Genomic DNA, 24,682 nt, shown 5'->3' with positions numbered 1-24,682 from the left:
CGCCAATGCTCTACCCCCTCGGCGATAAGCATCTCGCGAAAGGGCTCCAGCTGCGGAATCAAGGCCCCCGTCACACAGGTCACCACATCGTACGACAACGAGGGTTCGCGCACGATCAGTCGGATGGCATTCAACGCCCGTTCGTAACTCAGGGGATTTTGACGGATGTAATTGTGCTCGCGCTCAAAACCGTCGAGACTCACCGAAACGGACCTCAGTCCGGCATCCAACAGCGAGCGGAAGCGTCGCGGGGTCAGGGCCATGCCGTTGGTGACCATTCCCCAGGGGTATCCGCGGCGGGTCACCTCCTGTCCGGCCCGTTCGAGATCCTCGCGCACGAGGACCTCGCCGCCCGAAAAGATGATGAGCACCTCCGAAGGGTCGACATGAGGCGTGATCTCCTCGTCGAGAACCCGCAGGAAGTCCTCGAGCGGCATATCGGCCACGCCGGGATCCACGCGGCAATCGCTGCCGCAATGACGGCACGCCAGATTGCACCGCAGCGTACACTCCCAAAAAAGCGTATCGAGATGGTGTTCGGCAACCTTCGCATCGTGAAGATCCGCAAAGATATTCAGGGCCAACCGTTTGCGCAGCCCCACGCGACGATTTCTCATAACAGCTTTCTTCCCTTTTCCGGGCCGGGGAGACAGATCTTCACGTCTACGTTCACCACGGACAGATTCGGACACGCTCCATCACCGGCAACAGATTCCGCCCTCGGTCGGCTCCGGACTCCTCCACAACCGGCCCGCGCTTCATCCACAACCGATTCTCCGGTCCCCGGATCCCGCCCACAGTCACCCCGGACTCCTCCACAACCGGCCCGCGCTTCATCCACAACCGATTCTCCGGTCCCCGGATCCCGCCCACAGTCACCCCAGGCTCCTCCACAACCGGCCCGCGCTTCATCCACAACCGATTCTCCGGCCCCCGGATTCCACCCACGGCCGGCGGCTACTTGCCGGCTGGAGCCTCCTCCTCAGTGACGGGCTGCTCGGCAACCGGCGGCAGTGAATCGGGACGCTCACGCTCCAACCGTTCCATGCGCTTGATCCGCGCACTGTCCGACAGGGGCGGACGCACACCGTACATCAACACGATACGCGGCGGAACCTTCGTGTGTTTCAATGCGGCCGTGTCGGCCGGTTGCGAGGCCGGTTGCTGCGGCTCCGCAGGCTTCTGCTGCGGCGCCTGACGAACTGTCGAACAGGCCGTCGAGAAGCCCAACAACGCCGCCAATGCCAGTTTCCACTTTCTGTTCTTCATACTCCGAACCATTGGCTTCTTTTCACAAAGATAGAAAAATTTTCCCCGGAACGAAAAAATCGGGCAAAAAGTTTTGAATCTCAAGCTTTTTTGTTTTACTTTGTCTAAATTTTATTACTATTAATACTATTTTCTATGACAGGCAAAGTAAAATGGTTCGATAGCAAGAAAGGCTACGGATTCATTACGACGGAGAACGGCAAGGAGATCTTCGTGCATTTCTCGGGCATCGTAAAGGAGGGTTTCAAATCCCTGAACGAAGGTCAGAAAGTTGAGTTCGAAATCGGCAACGGCGCCAAGGGCGAACAGGCCATCAACGTAACCGTGGTCGAGTAAAGCATACCCCCCACCGGCCGTGTCGGCAACTCTCTCCGCCGACACGGCCGACACTCGCGGGACGTCCTCCAATTGGACGTCCTTTTTTTTGCCCGAATGAAAAAATAATCGTATTTTTGGGCGGCTGAAAGAATTATTAAGGATTTTTCAAAATCATAAAACCAATTAACCATGAAAGAAGCTATCGCAATTCTCACCGGTGGAGGTCCCGCTCCCGGCATGAACACCGTCGTCGGCAGCGTCGCCAAGACCTTCCTGCGCAAGGGTTACCGTGTCATCGGTCTCCACGAAGGTTACACCGGCCTGTTCAACCCCTCGCCCCGCACGGTCGATATCGACTACCCGATGGCCGACGGCATCTTCAACCAGGGCGGTTCGTTCCTGCAGATGAGCCGCTTCAAACCCACCGATGCCGATTTCGAAAACAACTTCAACCTCAAGTTCTTCACCGACAACAACATCAAACTGCTTGTAACGGTCGGTGGCGATGACACCGCATCGACGGCCAACCGCATCGCCAAGTTCCTCGAGGCCAAGAAGTACCCCATCGCCAACATCCACGTTCCGAAGACCATCGACAACGACCTCCCGCTGCCGAAGGGGACCCCGACGTTCGGTTACGAGTCGGCCAAGGACAAGGGCGCCGTCATCGCCCGCGCCGTCTACGTCGACGCCCGCACCAGCGGCAACTGGTTCGTACTGGCTGCCATGGGCCGCTCGGCCGGCCACCTGGCATTCGGTATCGGCGAGGCCTGCCACTACCCGATGATCGTCATCCCCGAGATGTTCGACAAGACCGAAATCACCGTCGAGAAGATCGTCAACCTCGTCATCTCGTCGATCATCAAGCGTAAGATCATGGGCATGGACTACGGTGCCGCCGTCATCTCCGAGGGTGTCTTCCACGCCCTGTCGGACGAGGAGATCCGCAAGAGCGGCGTTCACTTCACCTACGACGAGCACGGACACCCCGAGCTGGGCAAGGTTTCGAAGGCCCACATCTTCAACGAGATGATCGAGAAGAAGCTCAAGGAGCTCGGCATCAAGGTCAAGAGCCGTCCCGTGGAGCTCGGCTACGAGATCCGCTGCCAGACCCCGATCGCCTACGACCTGACCTACTGCTCGGAACTGGGTATCGGCGTGCACAAGCTCTTCTCCGAGGGCAAGACCGGCTGCATGGTCTATGTCGACTCGGAGGGCAACGTTTCGCCGCTCTACCTGAAGGATCTGCAGGATCCCACCACGGGCAAGATTCCGCCCCGTCTGGTCGACATCAAGTCGGACCGCTTCACGTCGGTGGTCGAGAATATCCTCAACGCCATCACGCCGGCCGACTACGAAGCCGCTAAGAAATATGTGGCCAATCCCGAGGAGTACGACTTCCACAAGATCCTGAACTGGAACTAGGAGTCTCACAACCCGCCATACGGATTCCGGAGCCTTTCGCAGGCCCCGGGATTTTTTTTGGGTGGAAGGACAGGCAGCGGGAAGAAAGGCCGGAACGGCAGGGAGTTGGGCTGAGGACCGGCCGCAGGGGCAGGATGCGAGGAGGCGCCCCCGGACGAGCGGATGAAAGGGGAGTCCGAGCGGCCAAGAGGGACAAACGGCGGGCTCCGGTGAGGGCCACGGGCGTCGGTGAGGGCCAGTGGCGCCAGTGAGGACCAGCGGGCGTCGGTGAGGACCGAGGGCGTCGGTGAGGACCGAGGGTGCCGTAAGGGCCGGTAAGGACGGGAGGGGTGACGCCGGCCGATCAGCGACGCCGGGCCGGTCAGTGACGCCGGGCCGGTCAGTGACGCCGGGCCGATCAGCGACGCCGGACCGGTCAGAAGAGTTCCGGCGCAGGGCTCAGCGGGTGAAAGGGGGCTGCAGGATGAAGATTGATCACCTCGCGGAGACGTGTCCGGGCCCTTTCGACGGTGTAGTATGTCCCGCCTTCGGGCAAACCGTCGTACCAGGCCACGACGACCTGTGCATGGGCGACCAGAAAGTCGTTGCGCCGGGCATAACAGCCGCGGTGGTACTCCTCGGAAAGGACCTCGATGCTGTCGGCCGCGGCCAGAATCCGCTCGTAGCGAAGGCGCTGGGCCGCCGGAAAGCGGGCTGCCTGATGGCGGAACGGAACGACGGCAACGAGCCGGACCTCCGCATGCCGCTGCCGCAGGAGCAGAACCGCCTCGGCCGCCGCGAGGTCGAACCCGACGGCCATACCGCTCAGAAAAGTCCGGAAGCCACGTTCGTAAAGCGCCTCGAGAGTCGGGAGCAACAGCTCGCGAGCTTCGTCACGATAGGTGCGATGGCCGGTGAAGGCGACACAGGTGCGCGGATTGAGGATCATACGATCAAAGATAGCGCTTTGGCCCGGAGTTTGCAAGAAAAACCGCTGAATTCAAAAACTTCAGCAACCATGAAAAACACAGGAATTGCCATCGTTTCGCTCGTGGGCGGGATGATCATCGGTTCGGCTCTGACAATGTTGTTCACGCCCCAGTCGGGGGCCGACCTACGCCGCAAGATCAAGAATTCGATCGACGACGAGATCGACCGCGTCAAGAACAAGCTCAGCGAGGTCGAGGAGCAGATCGAAGAGGCACGCTGCCGCTGCGAGGAGAATTAGCCCTCAAAAAACCGCACGATGGAGAGACACGCAACAGCCGAGGCACAAAACCTCAGCGACCGGGAGCGGCGGGAGCCCCGACGGGAGTTCCACACCCTGCCGCACCAGCCCCTCGGGCCATCCGAGGAGAAGACCGATTCGGACGACCCGAAGAAGCGTTCCACCATCCGCAAAGAGCGGTCAGCCGGGCGTTTCGTAGTGGTCTTTCTGCTCTTCGGAACGCTGGTCGGCATCGCCCTGCTGCTGTTGCTGACGGCGCTGGTGGTCTGGCTCTCGCAGGTCACCGGATCGTTCATCGTCGCCACGTTGATCCTCGGCGGCGCCTTTGCCCTGCTGGCTGCGGGACTCTACCTGCTCACGATCCGCGAGGCCGTGGAGCAGATCCGCGCCCGGGCCGAAACGGTCTACGAGGTAGCACGCCTGGCCCGCACGGGCTACGAATGGCTCTCCGAAAAGATCTCGATGCTGATCGGCATCTACAATCTGTTGCGAAAAGGCTGAGAAAACCCGACAATCCGCCCGCCCGGGAGCCGGCCGCAAACGACCGAAAACGAAAAGCCGGTACCTTTGACAGGCACCGGCTTTTTTCATCAGGCAACCCGCAGGCTGCCGTTCGACTATTTGCCGAAGTAACGCTTGTAGAGTCCTTCGAAGCCCTTGCCGTGACGAGCCTCGTCCTTGGCCATCTCGTGAACCGTATCGTGAACGGCATCGAGGTTCTCCTGCTTGGCCAGACGAGCCAGACGCATCTTGTCCTCGCAGGCGCCGCACTCGGCCTCCATACGCTTCTCGAGGTTGGTCTTCGTATCCCAAACCACCTCACCGATCAGCTCGGCGAACTTCGAAGCGTGCTCGGCCTCTTCCCAGGCGTAGCGCTTGTAAGCCTCGGCGATCTCGGGATAGCCCTCGCGATCGGCCTGACGGCTCATGGCCAGATACATGCCCACCTCGGTGCACTCGCCCATGAAGTGGTTCTGCAGACCCTCCCAGAGCTCCTTGCTGGCGCCCTTGCCGTCACCGATCTTGTGCTCGGTTACGAACTCCATCTTCGAGTCCGACTCAACAACCTCTACGAACTTGTCCTTACCTGCCTTGCACATCGGGCACTGCTCGGGAGCCTCGGGACCTTCGTGAATGTACCCACATACGGTACAACGCCATTTCTTTGCCATAATCTTTTGTACTATTAAAAGGTGTGTTAATTGCTTTTTGTTTGTTTGTCATGCAAAGATAAGAAGAGATTTCGATTTTTGTATAAAAATTCGATTGTCTTTTCTGATCGCATGATAAGCGCAGCTTATACGGGGAGGGATCAGCCCCGGCGGTCGATCACCTCCTCGATCTGCGCCACATCCACGGAATCCTTGACCAGCACCCGTTTGTTGCGGTCCAGAAGGTAGAGCGCCGGAATGGCGTGCAGGTCGTAGAGCAGTTCATTGCGGATCACGCATCCCTTGTCGTAGGCATTGATCCACGACGCGGGCATCTCATCGCGATAGGCGCGCCACTCCGAGAGATCCTCGTCGGGATAGATGGCCAGCACCTGAAGCCGGCCGTGTTCGATCATCTCCGTGAGCATCGGCGACGAAGAGATCGCTTCGCGGATTTCGCGGCACATGGCACACCCCGGATTGTTGATGAACAGCAGCACATACTCGGCATCCAGTCCGTAGAGCGTGCCGCTGCGCCCCGAAGCCAGCGTATAGCGGAAGTCGTTGGCCGGCTGACCGAGGCGGTTCTGCCGGGCGATCTGCAGATCATACTGCGGGGCGATGCGCTCGTACTCGTCGTACCACGGAGCGCGCAGCTGCGCCTCGAGCACCGGGATATAGAATTCGTCGTTGCGCAGCGGCGAGTTGGGGTCGTGCAGCACCACCTCGGCCATCTTCGAAAAGTAGTCGAGCATCCGCCGCGAGGTCGAGGCACGCCGCATGAGCGAATCCATCGGGGCGCCGTCCGTCGGGCGGCCGCCGAGCAGAACGACATAGCGGGCATAGGCCTCAAAGAGCTGCGACGAGTCGACCCGGGTCAGGAAGAGCGTATCGGAGAAGTTGAAGCGGTCCCAGTAGTGCCAGCGGAGCCACTCCTGCTGTTCGGCCGCCGAAAGGCGCGAAGGCGGAATGGCCGGCAGGAAGACGGCCGGTTGCGGGGCCGCGGCATCGGAAGCGGGCGCCTTGCGGCGGCGTCCGCATGAGGTCATCACCACCAGCATGCACAACAGAAGGATCGAGAGTCGTTTCATTGTTTGTTTCAAGCGTTTTGGTCCTGAAGAACAAATATACGCATTTCCGGCGACAATTCCACAACCGAGGGCTCCAAAAGCCGCACCATGCGTTTTTTGCACGGTAGTTGCAACCCTTCGAGGCGACAAAACTCAAATCAAACCATTATGGATGTAAAGAAAACTACCACTTCCACGGGCTTCAAGCTGAGCGTCATGACCCTGGCGATCATGAACGTGACGGCCGTGGTGAGCCTTCGCGGGCTGCCGGCCGAGGCGGTCTACGGACCCTCGTCGGCCTTCTACTACCTCTTTGCCGCGATCGTCTTCCTGATCCCCACGGCAATGGTTGCCGCCGAACTGGCCGCCATGTTCTCCGACAAGCAGGGAGGCGTCTTCCGCTGGGTGGGCGAGGCGTTCGGGGCCCGCACGGGCTTCCTGGCCATCTGGCTGCAGTGGATCGAATCGACGATCTGGTACCCCACGGTGCTCACCTTCGGCGCCGTGACCATCGCCTTCATCGGCACGAACGAGCCCCACGACATGTCGCTCGCCTCGAACAAGGTCTTCACCCTCTGCATGGTGATGGCCATCTACTGGATCGCCACCTTCATCGCCCTGAAGGGCCTCGACTGGGTGGGCAAGATCAGCAAATGGGGCGGCATGATCGGAACGATCATTCCGGCCGGACTGCTCATCGTCCTGGGCGTGGTCTACATCGCCTCCGGGGGCCACAACAACATGGACATGTCGCAGGGTTTCTTCCCCGACCTGTCGAAATTCGACAACCTGGTGCTGGCCAGCAGCATCTTCCTCTTCTACGCCGGCATGGAGATGATGGGCATCCACGTCATGGATGTCAAGAATCCATCGAAGAACTATCCGCGGGCGATCATCATCGGCTCGCTCGCCACGGTGGCCATCTTCGTGCTGGGGACCTTCTCGCTGGGCTTCATCATCCCGGCCAAGGACATCAGCCTCACGCAGTCGCTGCTCATCGGCTTCGACAACTACTTCAAGTATCTGCACCTGTCGTGGGCCGGTCCGATCATCGCCATTGCCCTGATGTTCGGCGTACTGGCCGGCGTGCTGACCTGGGTGGCCGGCCCCTCGAAGGGTATCTTCGCCGTCGGCAAGGCGGGCTACCTGCCCCCCTTCTTCCAGAAGACCAACCGCGCCGGCGTACAGCGCAACATTCTGCTCATCCAGGGCGCCATCGTCACGCTGCTGGCCCTTCTGTTCGTGGTGATGCCCTCCGTGCAGTCGTTCTACCAGATCCTCTCGCAGCTCACCGTGCTGCTCTACCTGATCATGTACATGCTGATGTTCTCGGCGGCCATCGTTCTGCGCTACAAGATGAAGCAGGCCCAGCGCCCCTTCCGCCTGGGCCGCAGCGGGAACGGCCTGATGTGGCTCATCGGACTGGTCGGCTTCTTCGGTTCGCTGCTGGCCTTCGTGCTGAGCTTCGTACCGCCCAGCCAGATCTCCACGGGCAGCAATACGGTGTGGTATTCGGTGCTGGTCATCGGCTGTCTGGTCGTCGTGGCCATTCCGTTCGTCATCTACGCAATGCGCAAACCTTCGTGGCGTGATCCGCAGGCCGCCGCCGAGTTCGCCCCCTTCCACTGGGAGCAGCCCGCCCCGAAGGCTTTCCCCGCTTCGGACAAGACTCCAACCGATAAAAACAACCGACAATAAACCATACGCACCATGATTCGTAAAATCGACAAAAAGACGGTCGGCGAGGTCCTCCGGGCGGCCTACGACCACTGCAAGAGCGAAACCAGCGGCAAGAATGCCGACTATATTCCCTTTCTGAAGAACGTGCCGTCGACGCTCTTCGGCATCGCCGCCACGCTGCCCGACGGCACGCTTCTGACGGTCGGCGACACCGACTACCGCTTCGGCATCGAATCCGTGTCGAAGGTCCCCACGGCACTGCTCGTCATGGAGCAGTACAGCGACCGCGAGGTGCTGCACAAGATCGGCGCCGACGCCACGGGACTCCCCTTCAACTCGATCATGGCCATCCTGCTCGAGAACGACCACCCCTCCACGCCGCTGGTCAACGCCGGAGCCATCGCAGCCTGTTCGATGGTCAAACCCGCAGGCGACAGCACGGGCAAGTGGCGCGCGATCGTCGACTTTCTCACGGCGCTGGCCGGATCGCCCGTCGAGGTGATCGACGAGCTCTACCGCTCCGAAAGCGACACCAACTTCAACAACCGCTCGATCGCCTGGCTGCTGAAGAACTACAACCGCATCTACGACCAACCCGAAATGGCGCTGGATCTCTACACGCGGCAGTGTTCGATCGGCGTGACGGCCGCACAACTGGCCACCGTGGCGGCGACGATTGCCAACGGCGGAGTCAATCCGCAGACGGGCAAACGGGTCTTCCGCGCCGAGCTGACGCCGCGCATCGTCTCGCTGATGGCCACCGTGGGCTTCTACGAACACACGGGCGACTGGCTCTTCCAGACGGGGCTTCCGGCCAAATCGGGGGTCGGCGGCGGCATCATGGGCGTCGTACCGGGCGTCATGGGTCTCGCCTCCTTCGCGCCCCCGCTCGACTCGGCCGGCAACTCCGTCCGGGCGCAGAAGGCCCTGGCCTACATCGCCCGTGAACTGGACCTCAACCTCTTCGGCACCACCCGCTGCATGGTGACCACTCCGGCCTCGGCCGAGGTCTGACGCCGCTGCCGCAATCCGAAACGGGCCGGCAGGGGCTCGACGCCCCGGAATCCCCGGACGCACCGCCTCTCTGCCCCCTCCACACAAACGAAAGAGCCGCAACCCTTCGCAGGGCTGCGGCTCTTCTTCGTATCGGCATCCGCCGCGGGAGGAGGGCTAAAGCGTCTCCGCCTCGACACCCTTGAACAGGGCGACATCCTCCGGCGTGGAGTTCATTACGTAAGTGTAGGCCTCGGTGATCTTGCCCTCGGCCAGTTTGGCGAAGATGCGGGCCGAAGCCTCGTACTCCGCCGCCTTGCCGGCCTGACGGGCCAGCAGGTAGCCGATGATGATGTGACCGGCCGTCTCGACCAGTCGGCGGGCATGGAAATCCTTGAAGCCATGGGCCTCCTTCTCGCCGGCCTCGACGTGAGCCACCATCTCCGTAAACTTCACCGTCAGAGCCTTGAGCCTGGCAACCACCGGAGCCATCGTCTCCGCATACTCCTCGGCGGCATAGCGGCCGATCTGCTCGACGAACGTACCCTTCGTCACGGCGTTGATCGCCGCCACGACCTGCAGCTGCGACGTACCCTCGTAGATGTTCATGATACGGGCGTCGCGGTACAGCCGCTCGCAGGGGTAATCCTTCATGAAGCCCGAACCGCCGTGGATCTGGATGGCGTCGTAGGCCAGCTGGTTGGCATACTCCGACGAGAAGAGCTTCACCAGCGGCGTGAAGCCGTCGGCCAGACGATTGTAGAACTTCATCTCCTGGCGCTCTTCGGGCTCCAGCGAGCGCTCGTGCGAGATGTGCGAGTACTGCTTGTAGACCTCGACGAAGCGAGCCGTCTCATAGAGCAGCGCACGGGCACCCTGCAGCTTGGCCTTCATGTTCGAGAGCATCTCCGAAACGGCGGCGAACTCGATGATCGGTTTGCCGAACTGTGCACGCTCGTGGGCATACTTCAGCGCCTCGCGGTAAGCAGCCTCGCACAGACCCACCGACTGGGCTCCGATACCCAGACGCGCGGCATTCATCAGCGACATGACGTACTTGATCAGACCCATCTTCCGATCGCCGACCAGCTGGGCCGGAGCGTTCGTGAAGACCAGTTCGCACGTCGGCGAGCCCTTGATACCCAGCTTGTTCTCGATGCGGCGCACCTTCACGCCGCCGTCGCGCTTGTCATAGACGAGCATCGACAGACCGCGGGCGTCGGTCGTTCCCTCCTCCGTACGGGCCAGGACGAGCGAAACCTCGCCGTCGCCGTTCGTAATGAAACGCTTCACGCCGTTGAGCAGCCACGTCTGCCGCTCCTCCGACCAGGTGGCCTTCAGCATCACCGAACCCAGATCCGAACCGGCATCGGGCTCCGTGAGGTCCATGGCGCACGTCGCACCGGCCGAAACCCACTTCAGGTATTTCTCCTTCTGCTCCTCCGAGGCGAACTCATTGAGCGTCTCGGCGCAGTCCTGCAGTCCCCAGATGTTCTCGAAGCTGGCATCGGCGCGGGCCACCATCTCGTTGGCCATGACGAAGCAGATCAGCGGGAAGTTCAGACCGTCGTACTTGCGCGGGAGAGTCATGCCGCTCAGTCCGGCATCAACCACGGCCTTCATGTTCTCGACCGTTCCCGAAGCATACTCCACGTGGTCGTTCACCACGCGCGGACCCTCGTGGTCGACACCCTCGGCATTGGGCGCGATGACGTCGCCGCACACCTGGCCGGCAATCTCCAGCACGCGACGGTAGTTGTCCATCGCATCGTCGAAATCCTGCGGCGCGTAGTCGTAGAGATCCTTCTCGGCGAAACCGCGCTCCTTCAGCTCCACGATCTTCCGCATCAGCGGGTGATCGAGCTGGAACTGCAAATCCTTGTTATCTGAAAAGAAATTAGCCATTACTTCGAGTTTTGCTTGTAGTATTTGATCATCTTGGGGATAATTTCGTTGACGTCGCCCGTGATGGCGTAGTCGGCGATCTTGTTGATCGGGGCATCGGGATCGGTGTTGATCGAGATGACCATCGACGACTGGTCCATACCGGCCGTGTGCTGGATCTGCCCCGAGATGCCGCAGGCGATGTAGAGTTTCGGACGCACCGTGACGCCGGTCTGGCCGACCTGACGCTCATGCTCCGTGAAACCGGCGTCGACCGCCGCACGGCTGGCACCCACCTCGGCACCCAGCACGTCGGCCAGATCGTAGACCAGTTTGAAATTCTCCTTCGAACCCATGCCGTAACCGCCGGCCACGATGATCGAAGCCCCCTTGATATCGATCTTGCGCTCCTCGATCTGACGGTCGATGATCTTCACCGCAAGGTCCGTATCCTTGACGAACCGGCGCCAGTCGATCGTCTTCACCTCGCCCTTGCCCGGCTGGGCGGCATACTCCTTGCGCATGACGCCCTCGCGGACGGTGGCCATCTGCGGACGGTGATCCGGGTTGACGATCGTGGCGATGATGTTGCCGCCGAAGGCCGGACGGATCTGGTACAACAGGTTGGTGTACTCCTTGCCGGTCTTGGCATCCTTGTGGTCACCGATAACGAGCTGCGTGCAGTCGGCCGTCAGACCGCTGTGCAGCGCCGACGAAACGCGCGGCGCAAAGTCGCGGCCCACGGGCGTGGCGCCGAACAGGGCAATCTGCGGCTTCTCCTGCTCGATCAGCCCGCACATGACCGACGTATGGGGCAGCGTGCGGAAGGGCTCGAAGATCTCGTCGTCGGCCACCCACACCGTATCGGCTCCATATTTGGCCAGCTCCTTCTCCAGACCGGCCACGTTGTGACCCAGCACGACGGCTTCGAGCTTCACGCCCAGCGTCGAGGCCAGTTCGCGGCCCTTGGTCAGCAGTTCGAGACTCACATCGGCGACCTTGCCGCCCTCCATCTCGATATATACGAATACGTTGTTCATCTCAGTGCGCATTAACCGAGCGTGTGGCTCGCAATAAGTTCAACCATCAGTGAATTGATATCCTCGTCCGACGAGGTGAGGCGTTTGGCCTCCTTGGCGGCGAAGACCACGTTCTCGATCTTCTTGACCTTCGTCGGCGAACCCTGCAGACCCAGCTGCGCGGGATCGGGGTTGACGTCGGCGGCAGCCCACTCGACGATCTGCAGATAGGGCTTCGCGGCGGCACGTTGTGCGGCGGGCGAATCGGGTGCTGCGGCGATCTCCGAACCGGCCAGCGCACCCTTGTACTTCATCACGCGCTTGGCGTTGCGCGGGCGGCACTCGGCAGCCGAAGCGTTGACCGTCACCACGGCCGGAATCGGGCACTCGACCGTCTCGACACCGTGCTCCAGACGGCGCTTGATCACCAGCGAGTGCTCCTTGACGTCGAGGATCTCCTCGGCGTAGGTCACCTGCGGCAGACCGAGCTTCTCGGCCACCTGGGGACCGACCTGGGCCGTATCGCCGTCAATAGCCTGACGTCCGGCGAAGATCACGTCGGGCTGAATCTTCTTCAGGGCACACGACAGGGCGTAGGAGGTTGCCAGCGTATCGGAGCCGGCGAACTCGCGGCCCGAAAGCAGGTAGCCGCCGTCGGCACCGCGGAACAGGGCATCACGGATGATGTCGGCGGCACGCTGGGGGCCCATCGTCAGAATGTGGACCGTCGATCCTTCGACGCGGTCCTTGAGCCGCAGAGCGGCCTCGAGGGCATTGAGGTCCTCGGGATTGAAAATGGCCGGGAGTGCCGCACGATTGACCGTACCTTCGGGGGTCATCGCGTCCTTGCCCACGTTGCGGGTATCGGGCACCTGTTTGGCCAGAACCAGAATTTTAAGGTTTTGCAACATATTGAATTTAAGTCGAATGTTTTTCTTGGTTGTTTCGTTCGCAACAGCGGAGAGAACATCGGATCGACGCGCGGAACCGGATCGGAAACCCGCCTCCGTTCCACCTGGTCGAGGCGCAGGACCGGATCGGAAGCCCGTCGTCGGAGCCTTCGTCCGAAGCGCTGAGCCGGATCGGAAACCCTCCACCCTTCGGCCGCCTATAAAACGGGCTTCTAAGCCCGCGGACGGACGATGGTTTCACCGCGGTCAGGGCCCACGGAGATGATCCGCACGGGCACGCCGGTCTGGTGCTCGATGAACTCCACGTAACGCTTGAAGGCCTCGGGGAACTCCTCGTAGGTGCGGCACTTGCGCAGGTCACACTTCCAGCCCTCGAACTCCGTGTAGACGGGCTTCAGGTCATCGGTAATCGTATAGGGGAACTCCGTGGTGCGGCGGCCGCCGATCTCGTAGGCTGTAGCGATCTTGATCGTATCGAAATCGTTCATCACGTCGGACTTCATCATGATGAGCTGCGTCACGCCGTTGATCATGATCGAATACTTCAGGGCCACCATGTCGAGCCATCCGCAGCGGCGGCGACGTCCCGTCACGGCACCGAATTCATGACCGATGTTGCTGAGTTTCTCGCCCGTCTCGTCGAAGAGCTCCGTGGGGAAGGGGCCGCTGCCCACACGGGTGCAGTAGGCCTTGAAGATGCCGTAGACGTCGCCGATGCGGCTGGGCGCAACACCCAGACCCGTGCAGACGCCTGCGCAGACCGTATTCGACGAGGTGACGAAGGGATAGGAGCCGAAATCGACGTCGAGCAGCGTGCCCTGTGCCCCCTCGGCCAGAATGGCCTTGTCCTGAGCCAGGCAGTCGTTGACGAAATACTCGCTGTCGATAATGTGGAAACGGCGGAGGTACTTCACGGCGTCGAACCACTGGGCCTCGAGTTCGGTGATGTCGTACTTGTAGTCCAGACTGCGGAGGATCCGTTCGTGACGGGCCTTGGCCGCAGCGTAGATCTTCTCGAAATCGGGGCTCAGCAGGTCGCCCACACGCATGCCGTTGCGGCTGACCTTGTCCGTATAGGTCGGGCCGATGCCCTTGCCCGTGGTGCCGATCTTGGCACTGCCCTTGGCGGCCTCGTAGGCGGCGTCGAGGATGCGGTGAGTCGGCAGAATGAGGTGGGCCTTTTTCGAGATGCAGAGCTGTTGGGTGATGTCATGGCCGCTCTTGGCGAGCTCTTCGGCCTCGGCCCGGAACAGGATGGCATCGAGCACTACGCCGTTGCCGATGATGTTGGTCTTGCCGCCCTGGAAGATTCCCGAGGGGATCGAACGGAGCACGTATTTTTCCCCGCCGAACTCCAGCGTATGACCGGCATTGGGACCGCCCTGGAAGCGGGCTACCACCTCGTAATGGGGCGTAAGCACGTCCACGACCTTACCCTTGCCCTCGTCACCCCACTGGAGGCCGAGGATCACGTCTACTTTTTTCATTGTATCCGAATCAATTTATTGGTTACAAAAGTTTTTTGCTTCCAAAGATACAAAATAATCCGCGAAAAGCACAATTGCCCGGACGGGACTTTTCAACAAATTATAAAAAAAGGGCCCCGACGGAGCGTGTTTCCCCGTCGAGGCGTGTAAGAAGGCGTGTAAGAATCAGAAACAGACGGCCGCACCGATCGGGCCCAGGCCGGACTTCTCCCCCGCTGCTGCGGCTGTACGGGCATTCTCGCAACCGCCGACCCTGTTATCCGGGCCCCACGCAACCGCCGTCCGGCCCCCGACCTGCGGCGTAAATCCGCCCGTGTCTCCGCGCTACCGTTCGACCAGCGAGGTAATGCCGTCGAAACGGATGCTCTGGGTGGCCATGCGGCAGTAGACCGTGGTCAGATCGGAATTCGCGCGTACATCGGCCTGAAGCGTCGCGGCGCAGGTCGACAGATCGAGCGTCTGCAAGGCGTTGCCCCGCGCATCGAGCGTCACGAGCGAGGTATTCGACGTGAGGTCCAGCTCCGCCAGCGCATTCTCCGAGCAGTCCAGCCACACCAGCGCACGCAGATCCTCCACATCGAGCCACACGAGATCGTTTTCCCGGCAGTCGAGGCGCGAAAGATGCGCACAAGCGGTCAGATCCAGCTCCGTGAGGGCGTTTCCCGAGCAATCGAGCCGCTCAAGATTGACGAATTCCCGCAGATCCGCGAGCGAAGCGATCCCTTCACCCGGGCACGCGATCTCCCGCACGCGCTGCGCTTCGTAGCGCGAGATGCGTGAATCGTTGTCCAGATCGAAGCGTTCGAGACAGAACGCCTCGAAGCGTTTGTCGAAAAAGGTGAGGTATACGTATCGGTTCCGCTCGTCACTGTCGCGATCGGCCAGGCCGCACGAAGAGGCAAGCAACGAGAGCAGGACGGGCAGCAGGCGCAGGCGCCGCACCGTGTCAGATGTCCACATCATCGTCCGACGATTCGGAGAGATCCGATGCATCGTCATCGCCCCCCTGCAGTTCGTCGGCCCCCTTCAGATCGTCGTCGTAGTAATCCTTGTCGTCGTCATCCTGCGCCGAGTCGTCGATCTTCACGTCGATCTTGATCATATAGGCCACATCGTCCGTGTCAAAGGGCACGGCATAAAAAAAACCACCGTTGGGTTTGTCTACGCGAATCATCGAATCGGTGAATCCCAGCGGATATTTCTCCTTGACAGCCTCCTGCATTTCGGGGGTCAGATTGTGGAAACTCGTTACGATATGTTTCTTTGCCATATTCTGTTTAGCCATCGTTGTGGTGCGAAATTTTCTGCAAGTATAAGCAAAATTTGAATATCGCACCACATCTGCAATTTTTTTTTGCATTTTTTTTGTTTTAGCCCCTTGTTCCGAGCAAAATATGTAACTTTACGCACGTTATTCCATAGGTATGATACGCGAACGCATCGAGGAGCTGCGCCGCCAGCTCGAACTGCACAACTACAAATATTACGTCGAAAACAACCCCGAAATTTCGGATTTCGAGTTCGATACGATGATGCGCGAACTCCAGGACCTGGAGCGCGAACACCCCGAATATGCCGATCCCAATTCGCCGACGATGCGCGTCGGGAGCGACCTGACGTCGGAGTTCGCCACCGTGCGCCACCGCTACCCGATGCTCTCGCTCGGGAACACCTACTCGCTCGACGAACTGCACGAATTCATCGACCGCATCGAACGCGAGGCCGGCCCCACGGACTATGTCTGCGAGCTGAAATTCGACGGCACGGCCATCTCGCTCACCTACGACAACGGCGCGCTGACGCAGGCCGCCACGCGCGGCGACGGCGTCACGGGCGACGACGTGACGGCCAACGTCCGCACCGTACGCTCCGTACCGCTGCACCTGCGCGACGGCGACTGGCCGGCCCATTTCGAGATCCGGGGCGAGATCCTCATGCCCTACGCCTCGTTCGACCGTCTGAACGCCGAACGCGAGGCCAACGGCGAGCCGCTCTTCGCCAATCCGCGCAACGCCGCTGCCGGGACGCTCAAGCAGCAGTCGTCGGCCGTCGTGGCACGCCGCGGTCTGGACTGCACGCTCTACCAGCTGGCGGGCGACAACCTGCCCTTCCGCACCCACTGGGAGAGTCTTCAGAAGGCCCGCGAGTGGGGCTTCAAGATCTCGGACCACATGCGCATCTGCCACAACGTGGCCGAGGTCGACGACTTCATCCGCTACTGGGATACGGCCCGCCACGGGCTTCCCTTCCCGACCGACGGCGTGGTGATCAAGGTCAACGACTTCGCCGTACGCCGCCAGCTGGGCTTCACGGCCAAGGCCCCGAAGTGGGCCGTAGCCTACAAGTTCAAGGCCGAACAGGCCCTCACGCGCATCGACAGCGTCTCGTTCCAGGTGGGCCGCACGGGGGCCATCACACCGGTGGCCAACCTCGAGCCCGTGCTGCTGGCCGGCACCACCGTGCGCCGGGCCACGCTCCACAACGCCGAGCAGATGGCGCGGCTCGACATCCGCCCGGGCGACATGGTCTACGTCGAAAAGGGGGGCGAGATCATCCCCAAGATCACGGGCGTCGACCTCTCGCAGCGTCCGGCCGACAGCCAGCCCTTCCGCTACATCGACCGCTGCCCCGTATGCGGCACGCCGCTGGTGCGCTACGAGGGCGAAGCCAAGCACTACTGCCCGAACCAGAGCGGCTGCCGTCCGCAGATCATTGGCCGCATCATCCACTTCATCCGCCGCAAGGCCCTCGACATCGAGGGGCTGGGCGAGGAGACCGTCGAACTGCTCTACGATAACGGGCTGGTGCGCACCGTGGCCGACCTCTACGACCTGCGCGCCGAACAGCTCTCGCCGCTGCCGCGCCTGGGCGAAAAGTCGGCCGAGAACATCATCCGCTCGATCGAGCGCTCGAAGGAGGTCCCCTACGCACGGGTGCTCTTCGGACTGGGCATCCGTTTCGTGGGCGAGACCACGGCCCGCTATCTGGCCGACCATTTCCGCTCGCTGGAGGGGCTGATGCAGGCCTCGCGCGAGGAGCTGGTCGAGGCCGAGGAGATCGGCCAGCGCATCGCCGACTCGATTCTCGAATACTTCGCCGATGCGGCCAATCTGGAGATCATCCGCCGGCTGCGGGCCGCCGGGCTGCAGTTCGAGACCGCGGAGCGCAAGCTGGCCTCGGAGGCGCTGGCCGGGAAGAGTTTCGTCGTCTCGGGGCGCTTCTCGCGCAGCCGCGACGAGATGAAGGCGCTGATCGAATCGCACGGGGGGCGCAATCTGGCCGCCGTCTCGGGCAACGTCGACTACATCGTCGCCGGCGAGAAGATGGGGCCCGCCAAACTCAAGAAGGCCGAGAAGCTCGGCATCCGCATCATCGACGAGGAGGAGTTCTTCCGGATGATCAACGGCGAGGGAGCCCCTGCCACGCAGGCTCGACCTGCCCCGGCGGCGGAGGCGCAACCGTCGGCAGAATCCGGCACATCCGCAGCCCCGGCCACGGATCCGCTCCCGAAGAGCGCGCCGCAGCCGGACGCCGACACGCAATCCGGCAAGGGCGCGGAACAGCGTCTTTTTGACTAAGAGCCGAAAACCGTAAACAATAAAAAAGAGACCGATATGACACAGCACAAACTGGCCGGCGTAGGCGCCGCCATGATCACCCCCTTTACACGGGAGGGAAGGGTCGACTACGAAGCCCTGGCCCGCATGATTGACTACGTGATCGAGGGCGGCGTGGACTACATCGTCGCCCTGGGGACGACGGCCGAAACCCCGACCCTCTACATGCCCGAACGGGCCGTGATCGCCATGTTCATCACCAACCAGATTGCCGGGCGCGTGCCGCTGGTGATGGGTTGCGGCGGCAACTCGACGTCGGAGGTGCTGGACCAGCTGCGCGAATTCGACCTGCGCGGCGCCGATGCCATCCTGAGCGTGACGCCCTACTACAACAAGCCCTCGCAGGAGGGGCTCTACCAGCACTTCCGCACCATTTCGGAGCACTCGCCCCTGCCGGTGATCCTCTACAACATCCCGGGTCGCTCGGGGGTCAACATGACCGCCGAAACGACGCTGCGCATCGCCCGCGACTTTCCCAACATCATCGGCATCAAGGAGGCCTCGGGCAAGATCGACCAGATGCAGCGGATTCTCGACCAACGTCCCGAAGGGTTCCTCGTGCTGTCGGGCGACGACGGCATGGCCATCGAGCTGATGCGTCGCGGCGGCGACGGCGTGATCTCGGTGGCGGCCAACGCCTTTCCCGGGCGCTTCATGAGCTGCATCAACCACGCCAAGAGGGGTGACTTCGAGGCGGCCGACCGCGAGTACGAGGCACTCGACGAGGCCGTCAAGGCGCTCTTCGAGGAGGGCAACCCCGTCGGGGTGAAATGCGCCCTCTCGGTGATGGGGATTATCGGCGACACGATGCGCCTGCCGCTCGTTCCGGGCACGGAGCACCTGCGTGAACGATTCAAAAGCCTGATCGCGAGATACGATTTGCGCTGATTTTGCGTTCCTATCGGAAAACAACCGACATGAAACGACTTCTGTTGCTGCTTACGCTGCTCGTGCCGCTGCTCGCCGCGGCGCGCGTCCCCGACGAGGAGATGATCCTCGACCGGACGCTCGATGCCGAATCGCCGTTCTACTATCCGGCCCTCATGCTGCGCTACAATGCCGGCGATGCGACACTCACCGACGAGGATTACTACTATCTCTATTACGGCTTCGCTTACCGCGACGAGTACAAGCCGCTGGCCACGAATCCCGATCTGGACAAGATGCTGCTGCTCATCGCCGGTATCGACCCCGAGAAACCGGACGTGGCGACGCTCGAATCGCTCGTCTCGCTGGGCAACGACGCCCTGGCCCGCGATCCGTTCAGCCCGAAGATCCTCAACATGATGTCGTTCGCCTACGGGGCACTGGGCGACAAGGTGCGCGAGAAGGCCTATGCCGACCGCATGAACGGCATACTGCGCACGATCATCGACTCGGGCGACGGATTCACCGAAAAGACCCCGCGCCACGTGCTGATGTTCGACCATGCGCTCGACGTGCTGGCCGCCGAGGAGCTCTCCTACGGCAAGGCACGCATCATCAGCCGCACCGTGGAGTTCGTGCCGCTGCTCACGCCCTACGTCGTCGACGGAAAGAAACGCAAGGGATTCTACTTCGATTTCGGGCGCGTCTACTGGAACAAGCCCGAAGGCTATACCTACAAACGTGACCGGACATGGCAATTCAACAACCTCAAACCCCGCACCTACAAATGATGAAATACCTGTTCCGTGCCGCAGCGGTGAGACGGTCGCTGCTGGCTCCCCTGCTGCTGACCGTCGTGCTGCTTTCGGACGCCTGCTCGAAGGAGGAGCCGCAACCGCGGTTTGAGGTCTCGGCCACGGAGATTTTCCTCTCGGGCGACGCCTCGGGCGAGGAGAGCATCACGGTCCGGGCCAACCGGCCGTGGGAAGTGACCTACACGGGTGAGGACTTCACGGTGACATCGACGGACGGAACGGCCAGCGAAGGGTGTGTCACGGTCACCCCTACCCAAGCCAACGACGGACCCAACCGCCGAAGACTGGGGTCGATCCTTCTGCACTTCGACAACGACCGGCAACAGATCGAGGTGGCGGTCTACCAGCGCCCCGCCACGGCCACACGTACCGTGCTGCTCTACATGCCGGGGCAGAGCCTGCTGCGATTTTACAAGGAGAACATCGCGCGTCTGCGCAGCGCCGTCAACACGGACAACCCGGGTGACGGGCGAATGCTGATCTGCTACCAGCCCGAATCGCACTACACGGCCGTGCTCGAGGAGCTCCGCCACGACTCCTCCACGGGAAGCTGTAAGACCATCACGCTGAAGCACTACGACACGTTCGACACGGGAAATCCCGAAGATGTGGCCCGACTCTTTGCCGATGCCGCCGAGGAGGCTCCGGCCGAGCGCTACGGACTGATCATCGGCTGCCACGGCAAGGCGTGGATTCCGGCCTCGAGCGGTGCCCTGCCGCGTTCGCGACGGGCGGGCGGTGCGGCGGCCGATGTCTGGACTCCCGCCGCAGGGGCCAAACCGACGCGTTCGTTCGGCGATACGGGTCACGAACTCGACATCACGGAGCTGGCCTCGGTGCTCGAGGCCCTGCCGTTCCGCTTCGACTACCTGATCTTCGACGACTGCTTCATGGCCAGCATCGAGACGCTCTACGACCTGCGCCACGCGATCGACTATGTCGTGGCCTCACCCTGCGAGATCATGGCCGCAGGATTCCCCTACGACCGGATCCTCCCACACCTGTTCGACGACGAGGAGCTGCGGCCGCAACTGGGTGAGATCTGCCGCGAATTCTGGAACTTCTACCAGAACGACTGGAACACGATCTCCGGGAACGAACAGTCGGGCTGCATCTCGCTCACGGTGATGTCGGAACTTGAGGCACTGGCCTCGGAGATGCGACGGGTGGTCGAGGCGCCGAAAACCGACTTCGAGCTCTCCGAACTCCAGTATTACAAGGGAGGCACCACGAAACTCTTCTACGATCTGGGCCACTACGTCCAACTGAGCTGCGGCGACCAGGGGACGATCGACACGTTCGAGGCACAGTTGGAGCGGGCCGTACCCTCGGAGTACCGCTTCCACACGCCCAGCTACTATTCTGCCTACAACAACCTCCTCAACCCGATCACCTGCTACACGGGAATTACGACCAGCGAGCCCGAAACCACCGAGCCCTATGCTTCGGATTTCCGGCACACCTCCTGGTATCTGGCCACCCACTGACGGGGTGCGGCGCGGAGGCAGGCAAGTTACAAACGCGAAAATCCGACTCCCTTCAAGTTACGATTCGAAAGCAAAACATATCATAAAGCGTTCAAAGCGCCTAAAAAAAGGGACCCAAACCCCCAAAAACGACTTGTAAGCGACTCTTTCCGAAGGGTCGCTTATAGTTTTATCGGACGGCCGCCCGACCAAACCAGCGACACAACAAGCTAAGTAGCAGGAAAATAGCAATCAAAACTCTTCTGGCAAGCGGCCCTAAAGCACAAAAAATATCGGAAAGGCGCATTATTTATACATTTGTAGGCAAACAGCAACGCGCCATGATCTCCCCGACCTTAGAAGAGCTCTTCAATGCACACTTCCGCAGTGCCGCCTACGTGGCCGAGGAGATCGTGCACTCGAAGTCCGCAGCCGAGGATATCGTGCAGGACGTCTTCGTCAAACTGGCCCGCATGGACCTCTCGAAAATCAACTCCCCGACCAAGTACCTCTACCGTTGCGTGCGCAACGCCGCCCTGGACTACGCCTCCACCCACCGCCTGCGCCGCTGGGAGGAGCTCAACGGAAAGGAAGTGATCGCCGACGAGGTGAATTTCGACCTCAGCCGCGACGACGTCGAACGCGCAAACCAACTCCACCGGCTCTATCAGGCCATCGAACGGCTCTCGGAACAGTCGCGCAAGGTCGTCAAGCTGATCTGCCTGAACAACTACTCCTATGCCGATGCCGCCTCCGAACTGGGCGTTTCGCTGGCAACCATCAAGACACACATGTACCGTTCGATCAAGGCTTTGCGGAAGTTCATGGCCTTGTTCATCTTCTGAATGCGATTTTTTGCTGCATTTTTTTCCGAAAAACTGTAAGGAGTTTTCCCCCGAACCGGGTCTGTTAAGTAAAGGCCCGAACGCATGGAAAACACCCCCATCGACCGACTGCTGCACGACTACATCTCCGGACGGATCTCGCCCGAAGGGATGCAGGAACTCGAAGCATGGAGCCGCGAGTCCGAAGAGAACCGCCAGATCCTCGACCTGATCGACGGCAACTCGGACCTCGGGAGCGAACTCTCGCGGATGTACCGCTACGAGAAGGAGCGCGTCTGGCAGGCCATCTGCGAAGAGGACCGTCGCTACATGCGTCGCAAGCGCTTCTTCCGCACCGTGCGTGCGTGTGCCGCCGTTCTGCTGCTCGTCGGGGTGTTCGTCAGCGGCGCCCTGCTCTACGAGGCCCGGGAGCGGCTGGACCCCAACCGCAACCACCTGCCCACCACCGTCGAACCCGGCACGCACCGCGCCGTACTGGAACTCTCCACCGGAGAAGTCGTCGCCCTGACGGACACGCTCCGTACCGAACTCCGCGAACGGAACATGCGCATCGAAATCGACGGCGACCGCATCGCCTACCGCGCCCCCGAAGCCTCCGAAACTCCCGAAACGAGGAAAAACACCGAATCCGTACCGATGGAGGAGGTATTCAATACGGTCCGCGTACCCCAGGGCGGAGAGTACACGCTGACGCTCAGCGACGGAACCCGGGCCTGGGTACTTAGTAAAGACTTAAATATTTGATTATCAAATATTTAAGTCTTTCTTCTTTTAGGATATGTTCCCAAAATGTTCCCGAATATCCCTCACTAAATATGCACAACATGCAGCAAACCTACCGGCAGGGACTCCAGAGCGGCGCTTCGGAGCGCATGAAGAAGCACTATCGCTACATGCTGCTGGCCATCGAACGGGCCCTCAAGGTCGAATAGCCTCCGCCGAACACCCGCCTCAGGCACTCCGGTCTGCCGGTTTGCCAGAGCCACGAAAAAACCCGATACGGAAATCCGTATCGGGTTTTTCGTTATTCCGAACGACGGGAAGGCGTCATCCGCCGCCAGGGAGACCCCAGGTTCAGCATCTCAGATTCAGCGCCTCCCCGTTCAGCCCTCCTGCTGGTTCAGTGCCCCTGGTTCAGTGCCCCTGGTTCAGTCCGGCGCCCTGCCCTATTCGTAGAGTCCGGACTTGAGGCGCTCGACCTCCTCGCGGGTGAGGAAACGCCACGCCCCGCGCTTGAGGTTCTTCTTCGTCAGACCGGCGTAGTAAACGCGGTCGAGTTTCGTGACGGTGTAGCCCAGGAACTCGAAGATGCGGCGCACGATGCGGTTGCGGCCCGAGTGGATCTCGATGCCGATCTCCTGCTTGTTCTCCTTGACGTAGGAGATCTCGTCAGCGAAGATCTCACCGTCCTCGAGCGTGATGCCCTCGGCGATGCGGTCCATGTCGGCACGCGTCAGCGGCTTGTCGAGCGTCACCTGGTAGATCTTCTTCTTCTGATACGACGGATGGGTCAGCTGCTTGGTCAGATCGCCGTCGTTGGTGAAGAGCAGCAACCCGAGGCTGTTCTTGTCGAGGCGTCCCACCGGATAGATCCGCTCGGTGCAGGCCCCCTTGACCAGCTCCATGACGGTTTTGCCGGCGTGCGGGTCATCGAGCGACGTGACGTAGCCCTTGGGCTTGTTCAGCACCAGATAGACCTTCTTCTCTCCGTGTACGGGTTCGTCGTTGAAGCGCACCTCGTCCGTCGGCAGCACCTTCGTGCCCAGTTCGGTCACCACCTTGCCGTTGACCGTCACCACACCGGCCTGGATGAAGTTGTCGGCCTCGCGGCGCGAACAGATGCCCGACTGGGCGATGAAGCGGTTCAGACGCATCTCACCGGTCTGCTTCGCGGGGTCAAACTTCGGATAGGAGACTGCGGGGCGCTCGCCGCCACGGCTGCTGCGGTCGTTACGGTCGTTGCGCTTGTCGCCATAGCGACCCTCCGACGGCTTGCCGGCGAACTTGCCGCCCTTGCGGTCGTTGCGGTCGTTGCGGTCGTTGCGGTCGGAGAATTTGCCGCTGCGCTGCTCGCCGTAGGCCGGTTTGGAGCCGCGGCTGTAGGAGCGCTGCGGACGATCCTCGCGATTGAAGCGGTCCTCGCGGTTGTCGCGCTCGCCGAACGAACGGCGCGGACGGTCATCACGGTTGAAACGATCGTCGCGGTTGAAGCGATCCTCACGGTTGTCGCGCTCGCCGAACGAACGGCGCGGACGGTCGTCGCGGTTGAAGCGGTTATCGTTTTCGCCATAGGAACGATGCGGGCGGTCGCCCTCCGTGCGGGAGTTCGCGTCGAAGCGGGGACGCTCGCCGTACGGGCGGTGCGGACGCTCACCGTCGTCGTGGTGGGGATGTTCGAAACGGGGCCGGTTTTCGGCCGTGAAGTTGGGGTTGTACGAGGCCCGGTGTTCGGGCCGGTACGACCGGGACGGTTGCTCCGAATCGGCAGCGTCACGCTGCAAACGCGGGCGACGCTCGACGCGCTCCGCCGTAGCAATCACGGTGCGCTTGCGCTTGTCGCGTGCGAAGCGCTCGAGCACCGGGGTCGAGTCGTTTTTCGAATCTTTCATGTTCGTATCTTCTATAAGATGAATTTGCGCGGCAAAGGTAATCCATTTT

General features: G+C 61.3%; 24 protein-coding genes. 12 read left to right on the top strand and 12 right to left on the bottom strand.

Going from position 1 to position 24,682, the window contains the following annotated elements:
- Nucleotides 1-617: radical SAM protein (locus PUQ42_RS08920; protein WP_273373064.1), on the bottom strand; the 617-nt coding region annotated here is incomplete at its 3' end.
- 340 nt (nucleotides 618-957) lie between these two features.
- Nucleotides 958-1,269, bottom strand: coding sequence for a hypothetical protein (locus PUQ42_RS08915; protein WP_087404386.1), 312 nt, complete (start codon nucleotides 1,267-1,269; stop codon nucleotides 958-960).
- A 135-nt stretch (nucleotides 1,270-1,404) separates the two neighbouring features.
- Between PUQ42_RS08915 and PUQ42_RS08910 the strand changes: the two genes are divergently transcribed.
- Together PUQ42_RS08910 and PUQ42_RS08905 are read left to right on the top strand one after the other, a co-directional pair.
- A complete protein-coding gene (locus PUQ42_RS08910) occupies nucleotides 1,405-1,605 on the top strand; it encodes a cold-shock protein (protein WP_087310604.1) in 201 nt (66 codons plus the stop codon).
- A 171-nt stretch (nucleotides 1,606-1,776) separates the two neighbouring features.
- Nucleotides 1,777-3,012 carry a 6-phosphofructokinase gene (locus PUQ42_RS08905; RefSeq protein WP_122121218.1) on the top strand — a complete coding sequence of 412 codons (1,236 nt, stop codon included), beginning with the start codon at nucleotides 1,777-1,779 and terminating at the stop codon, nucleotides 3,010-3,012.
- Between the two features lie 415 nt (nucleotides 3,013-3,427).
- On the opposite strand, the gene PUQ42_RS08900 is transcribed toward PUQ42_RS08905, so the two are convergent.
- Nucleotides 3,428-3,940, bottom strand: coding sequence for an SLOG family protein (locus tag PUQ42_RS08900; RefSeq protein ID WP_122121220.1), 513 nt, complete (start codon nucleotides 3,938-3,940; stop codon nucleotides 3,428-3,430).
- Nucleotides 3,941-4,009: 69 nt separating this feature from the next.
- Here PUQ42_RS08900 and PUQ42_RS08895 point away from each other — a divergent pair, with 69 nt between their 5' ends.
- The gene (locus PUQ42_RS08895) at nucleotides 4,010-4,219 is read left to right on the top strand and encodes a YtxH domain-containing protein (RefSeq protein ID WP_087310610.1); all 210 of its coding nucleotides are present in this window, start codon (nucleotides 4,010-4,012) and stop codon (nucleotides 4,217-4,219) included.
- 18 nt (nucleotides 4,220-4,237) lie between these two features.
- Nucleotides 4,238-4,720, top strand: a complete 483-nt coding sequence (locus PUQ42_RS08890) for a hypothetical protein (RefSeq protein ID WP_273373061.1) — start codon at nucleotides 4,238-4,240, stop codon at nucleotides 4,718-4,720.
- A gap of 116 nt (nucleotides 4,721-4,836) precedes the next feature.
- Here the strand turns inward: PUQ42_RS08890 and PUQ42_RS08885 are convergent, their stop codons facing one another.
- Together PUQ42_RS08885 and PUQ42_RS08880 are read right to left on the bottom strand one after the other, a co-directional pair.
- Nucleotides 4,837-5,391: an NADH peroxidase gene (locus PUQ42_RS08885; protein ID WP_087310614.1), complete on the bottom strand. Its 555-nt coding sequence runs from the start codon at nucleotides 5,389-5,391 to the stop codon at nucleotides 4,837-4,839.
- A 140-nt stretch (nucleotides 5,392-5,531) separates the two neighbouring features.
- Nucleotides 5,532-6,461: a DUF5106 domain-containing protein gene (locus PUQ42_RS08880; protein ID WP_122121222.1), complete on the bottom strand. Its 930-nt coding sequence runs from the start codon at nucleotides 6,459-6,461 to the stop codon at nucleotides 5,532-5,534.
- A gap of 147 nt (nucleotides 6,462-6,608) precedes the next feature.
- Here PUQ42_RS08880 and gadC point away from each other — a divergent pair, with 147 nt between their 5' ends.
- Nucleotides 6,609-8,138 carry a glutamine/gamma-aminobutyrate antiporter GadC gene (gene gadC / locus PUQ42_RS08875; RefSeq protein WP_122121223.1) on the top strand — a complete coding sequence of 510 codons (1,530 nt, stop codon included), beginning with the start codon at nucleotides 6,609-6,611 and terminating at the stop codon, nucleotides 8,136-8,138.
- 12 nt (nucleotides 8,139-8,150) lie between these two features.
- Nucleotides 8,151-9,134: a glutaminase A gene (gene glsA, locus PUQ42_RS08870; protein WP_087310620.1), complete on the top strand. Its 984-nt coding sequence runs from the start codon at nucleotides 8,151-8,153 to the stop codon at nucleotides 9,132-9,134.
- A gap of 156 nt (nucleotides 9,135-9,290) precedes the next feature.
- Here glsA and PUQ42_RS08865 read toward each other — a convergent pair whose 3' ends face one another.
- The 6 genes from PUQ42_RS08865 to PUQ42_RS08840 form a co-directional block, all read right to left on the bottom strand.
- Nucleotides 9,291-11,018: an acyl-CoA dehydrogenase family protein gene (locus PUQ42_RS08865; RefSeq protein ID WP_087310622.1), complete on the bottom strand. Its 1,728-nt coding sequence runs from the start codon at nucleotides 11,016-11,018 to the stop codon at nucleotides 9,291-9,293.
- A complete protein-coding gene (locus PUQ42_RS08860) occupies nucleotides 11,018-12,037 on the bottom strand; it encodes an electron transfer flavoprotein subunit alpha/FixB family protein (protein ID WP_273373057.1) in 1,020 nt (339 codons plus the stop codon). The genes PUQ42_RS08865 and PUQ42_RS08860 overlap by 1 nt, the downstream gene beginning before the upstream one ends.
- Before the next feature lie 11 nt (nucleotides 12,038-12,048).
- Entirely contained in the window at nucleotides 12,049-12,927 is an 879-nt protein-coding gene (locus PUQ42_RS08855) for an electron transfer flavoprotein subunit beta/FixA family protein (protein ID WP_087310624.1), read from the bottom strand.
- Between the two features lie 212 nt (nucleotides 12,928-13,139).
- The gene (locus PUQ42_RS08850) at nucleotides 13,140-14,414 is read right to left on the bottom strand and encodes an adenylosuccinate synthase (RefSeq protein ID WP_273373054.1); all 1,275 of its coding nucleotides are present in this window, start codon (nucleotides 14,412-14,414) and stop codon (nucleotides 13,140-13,142) included.
- A 324-nt stretch (nucleotides 14,415-14,738) separates the two neighbouring features.
- Nucleotides 14,739-15,377 (bottom strand): leucine-rich repeat domain-containing protein, encoded by a 639-nt coding sequence (locus PUQ42_RS08845; RefSeq protein WP_232009225.1) that lies wholly within the window; start codon nucleotides 15,375-15,377, stop codon nucleotides 14,739-14,741.
- Nucleotides 15,361-15,684: a hypothetical protein gene (locus tag PUQ42_RS08840; protein ID WP_232009226.1), complete on the bottom strand. Its 324-nt coding sequence runs from the start codon at nucleotides 15,682-15,684 to the stop codon at nucleotides 15,361-15,363. Before PUQ42_RS08840 ends, PUQ42_RS08845 begins: the two co-directional genes overlap by 17 nt.
- 154 nt (nucleotides 15,685-15,838) lie before the next feature.
- Between PUQ42_RS08840 and ligA the strand changes: the two genes are divergently transcribed.
- The 6 genes from ligA to PUQ42_RS08810 all read left to right on the top strand — a co-directional run bounded on the left by ligA (nucleotide 15,839) and on the right by PUQ42_RS08810 (nucleotide 22,768).
- Nucleotides 15,839-17,992 carry an NAD-dependent DNA ligase LigA gene (ligA, locus tag PUQ42_RS08835; protein ID WP_273373052.1) on the top strand — a complete coding sequence of 718 codons (2,154 nt, stop codon included), beginning with the start codon at nucleotides 15,839-15,841 and terminating at the stop codon, nucleotides 17,990-17,992.
- A gap of 36 nt (nucleotides 17,993-18,028) precedes the next feature.
- Nucleotides 18,029-18,919 (top strand): 4-hydroxy-tetrahydrodipicolinate synthase, encoded by an 891-nt coding sequence (dapA, locus tag PUQ42_RS08830; RefSeq protein ID WP_122121234.1) that lies wholly within the window; start codon nucleotides 18,029-18,031, stop codon nucleotides 18,917-18,919.
- Nucleotides 18,920-18,948: 29 nt separating this feature from the next.
- Nucleotides 18,949-19,689, top strand: coding sequence for a DUF4919 domain-containing protein (locus PUQ42_RS08825; protein ID WP_122121236.1), 741 nt, complete (start codon nucleotides 18,949-18,951; stop codon nucleotides 19,687-19,689).
- Nucleotides 19,686-21,200 (top strand): clostripain-related cysteine peptidase, encoded by a 1,515-nt coding sequence (locus PUQ42_RS08820; RefSeq protein WP_273373050.1) that lies wholly within the window; start codon nucleotides 19,686-19,688, stop codon nucleotides 21,198-21,200. The genes PUQ42_RS08825 and PUQ42_RS08820 overlap by 4 nt, the downstream gene beginning before the upstream one ends.
- 320 nt (nucleotides 21,201-21,520) lie before the next feature.
- The gene (locus PUQ42_RS08815) at nucleotides 21,521-22,024 is read left to right on the top strand and encodes a sigma-70 family RNA polymerase sigma factor (protein ID WP_122121237.1); all 504 of its coding nucleotides are present in this window, start codon (nucleotides 21,521-21,523) and stop codon (nucleotides 22,022-22,024) included.
- Nucleotides 22,025-22,108: 84 nt separating this feature from the next.
- Nucleotides 22,109-22,768, top strand: coding sequence for a hypothetical protein (locus PUQ42_RS08810; protein WP_273373047.1), 660 nt, complete (start codon nucleotides 22,109-22,111; stop codon nucleotides 22,766-22,768).
- Between the two features lie 422 nt (nucleotides 22,769-23,190).
- Here the strand turns inward: PUQ42_RS08810 and PUQ42_RS08805 are convergent, their stop codons facing one another.
- A complete protein-coding gene (locus PUQ42_RS08805; RefSeq protein WP_273373045.1) occupies nucleotides 23,191-24,633 on the bottom strand; it encodes a pseudouridine synthase in 1,443 nt (480 codons plus the stop codon).
- Nucleotides 24,634-24,682 lie beyond the last annotated feature (49 nt).

The sequence above is a fragment of the Alistipes megaguti genome (assembly GCF_944320325.1).
GTDB lineage: Bacteria > Bacteroidota > Bacteroidia > Bacteroidales > Rikenellaceae > Alistipes > Alistipes megaguti.
Note: the sequence above shows the minus strand (reverse complement) of the source record. Positions and strands in the feature narration are given on the sequence as shown.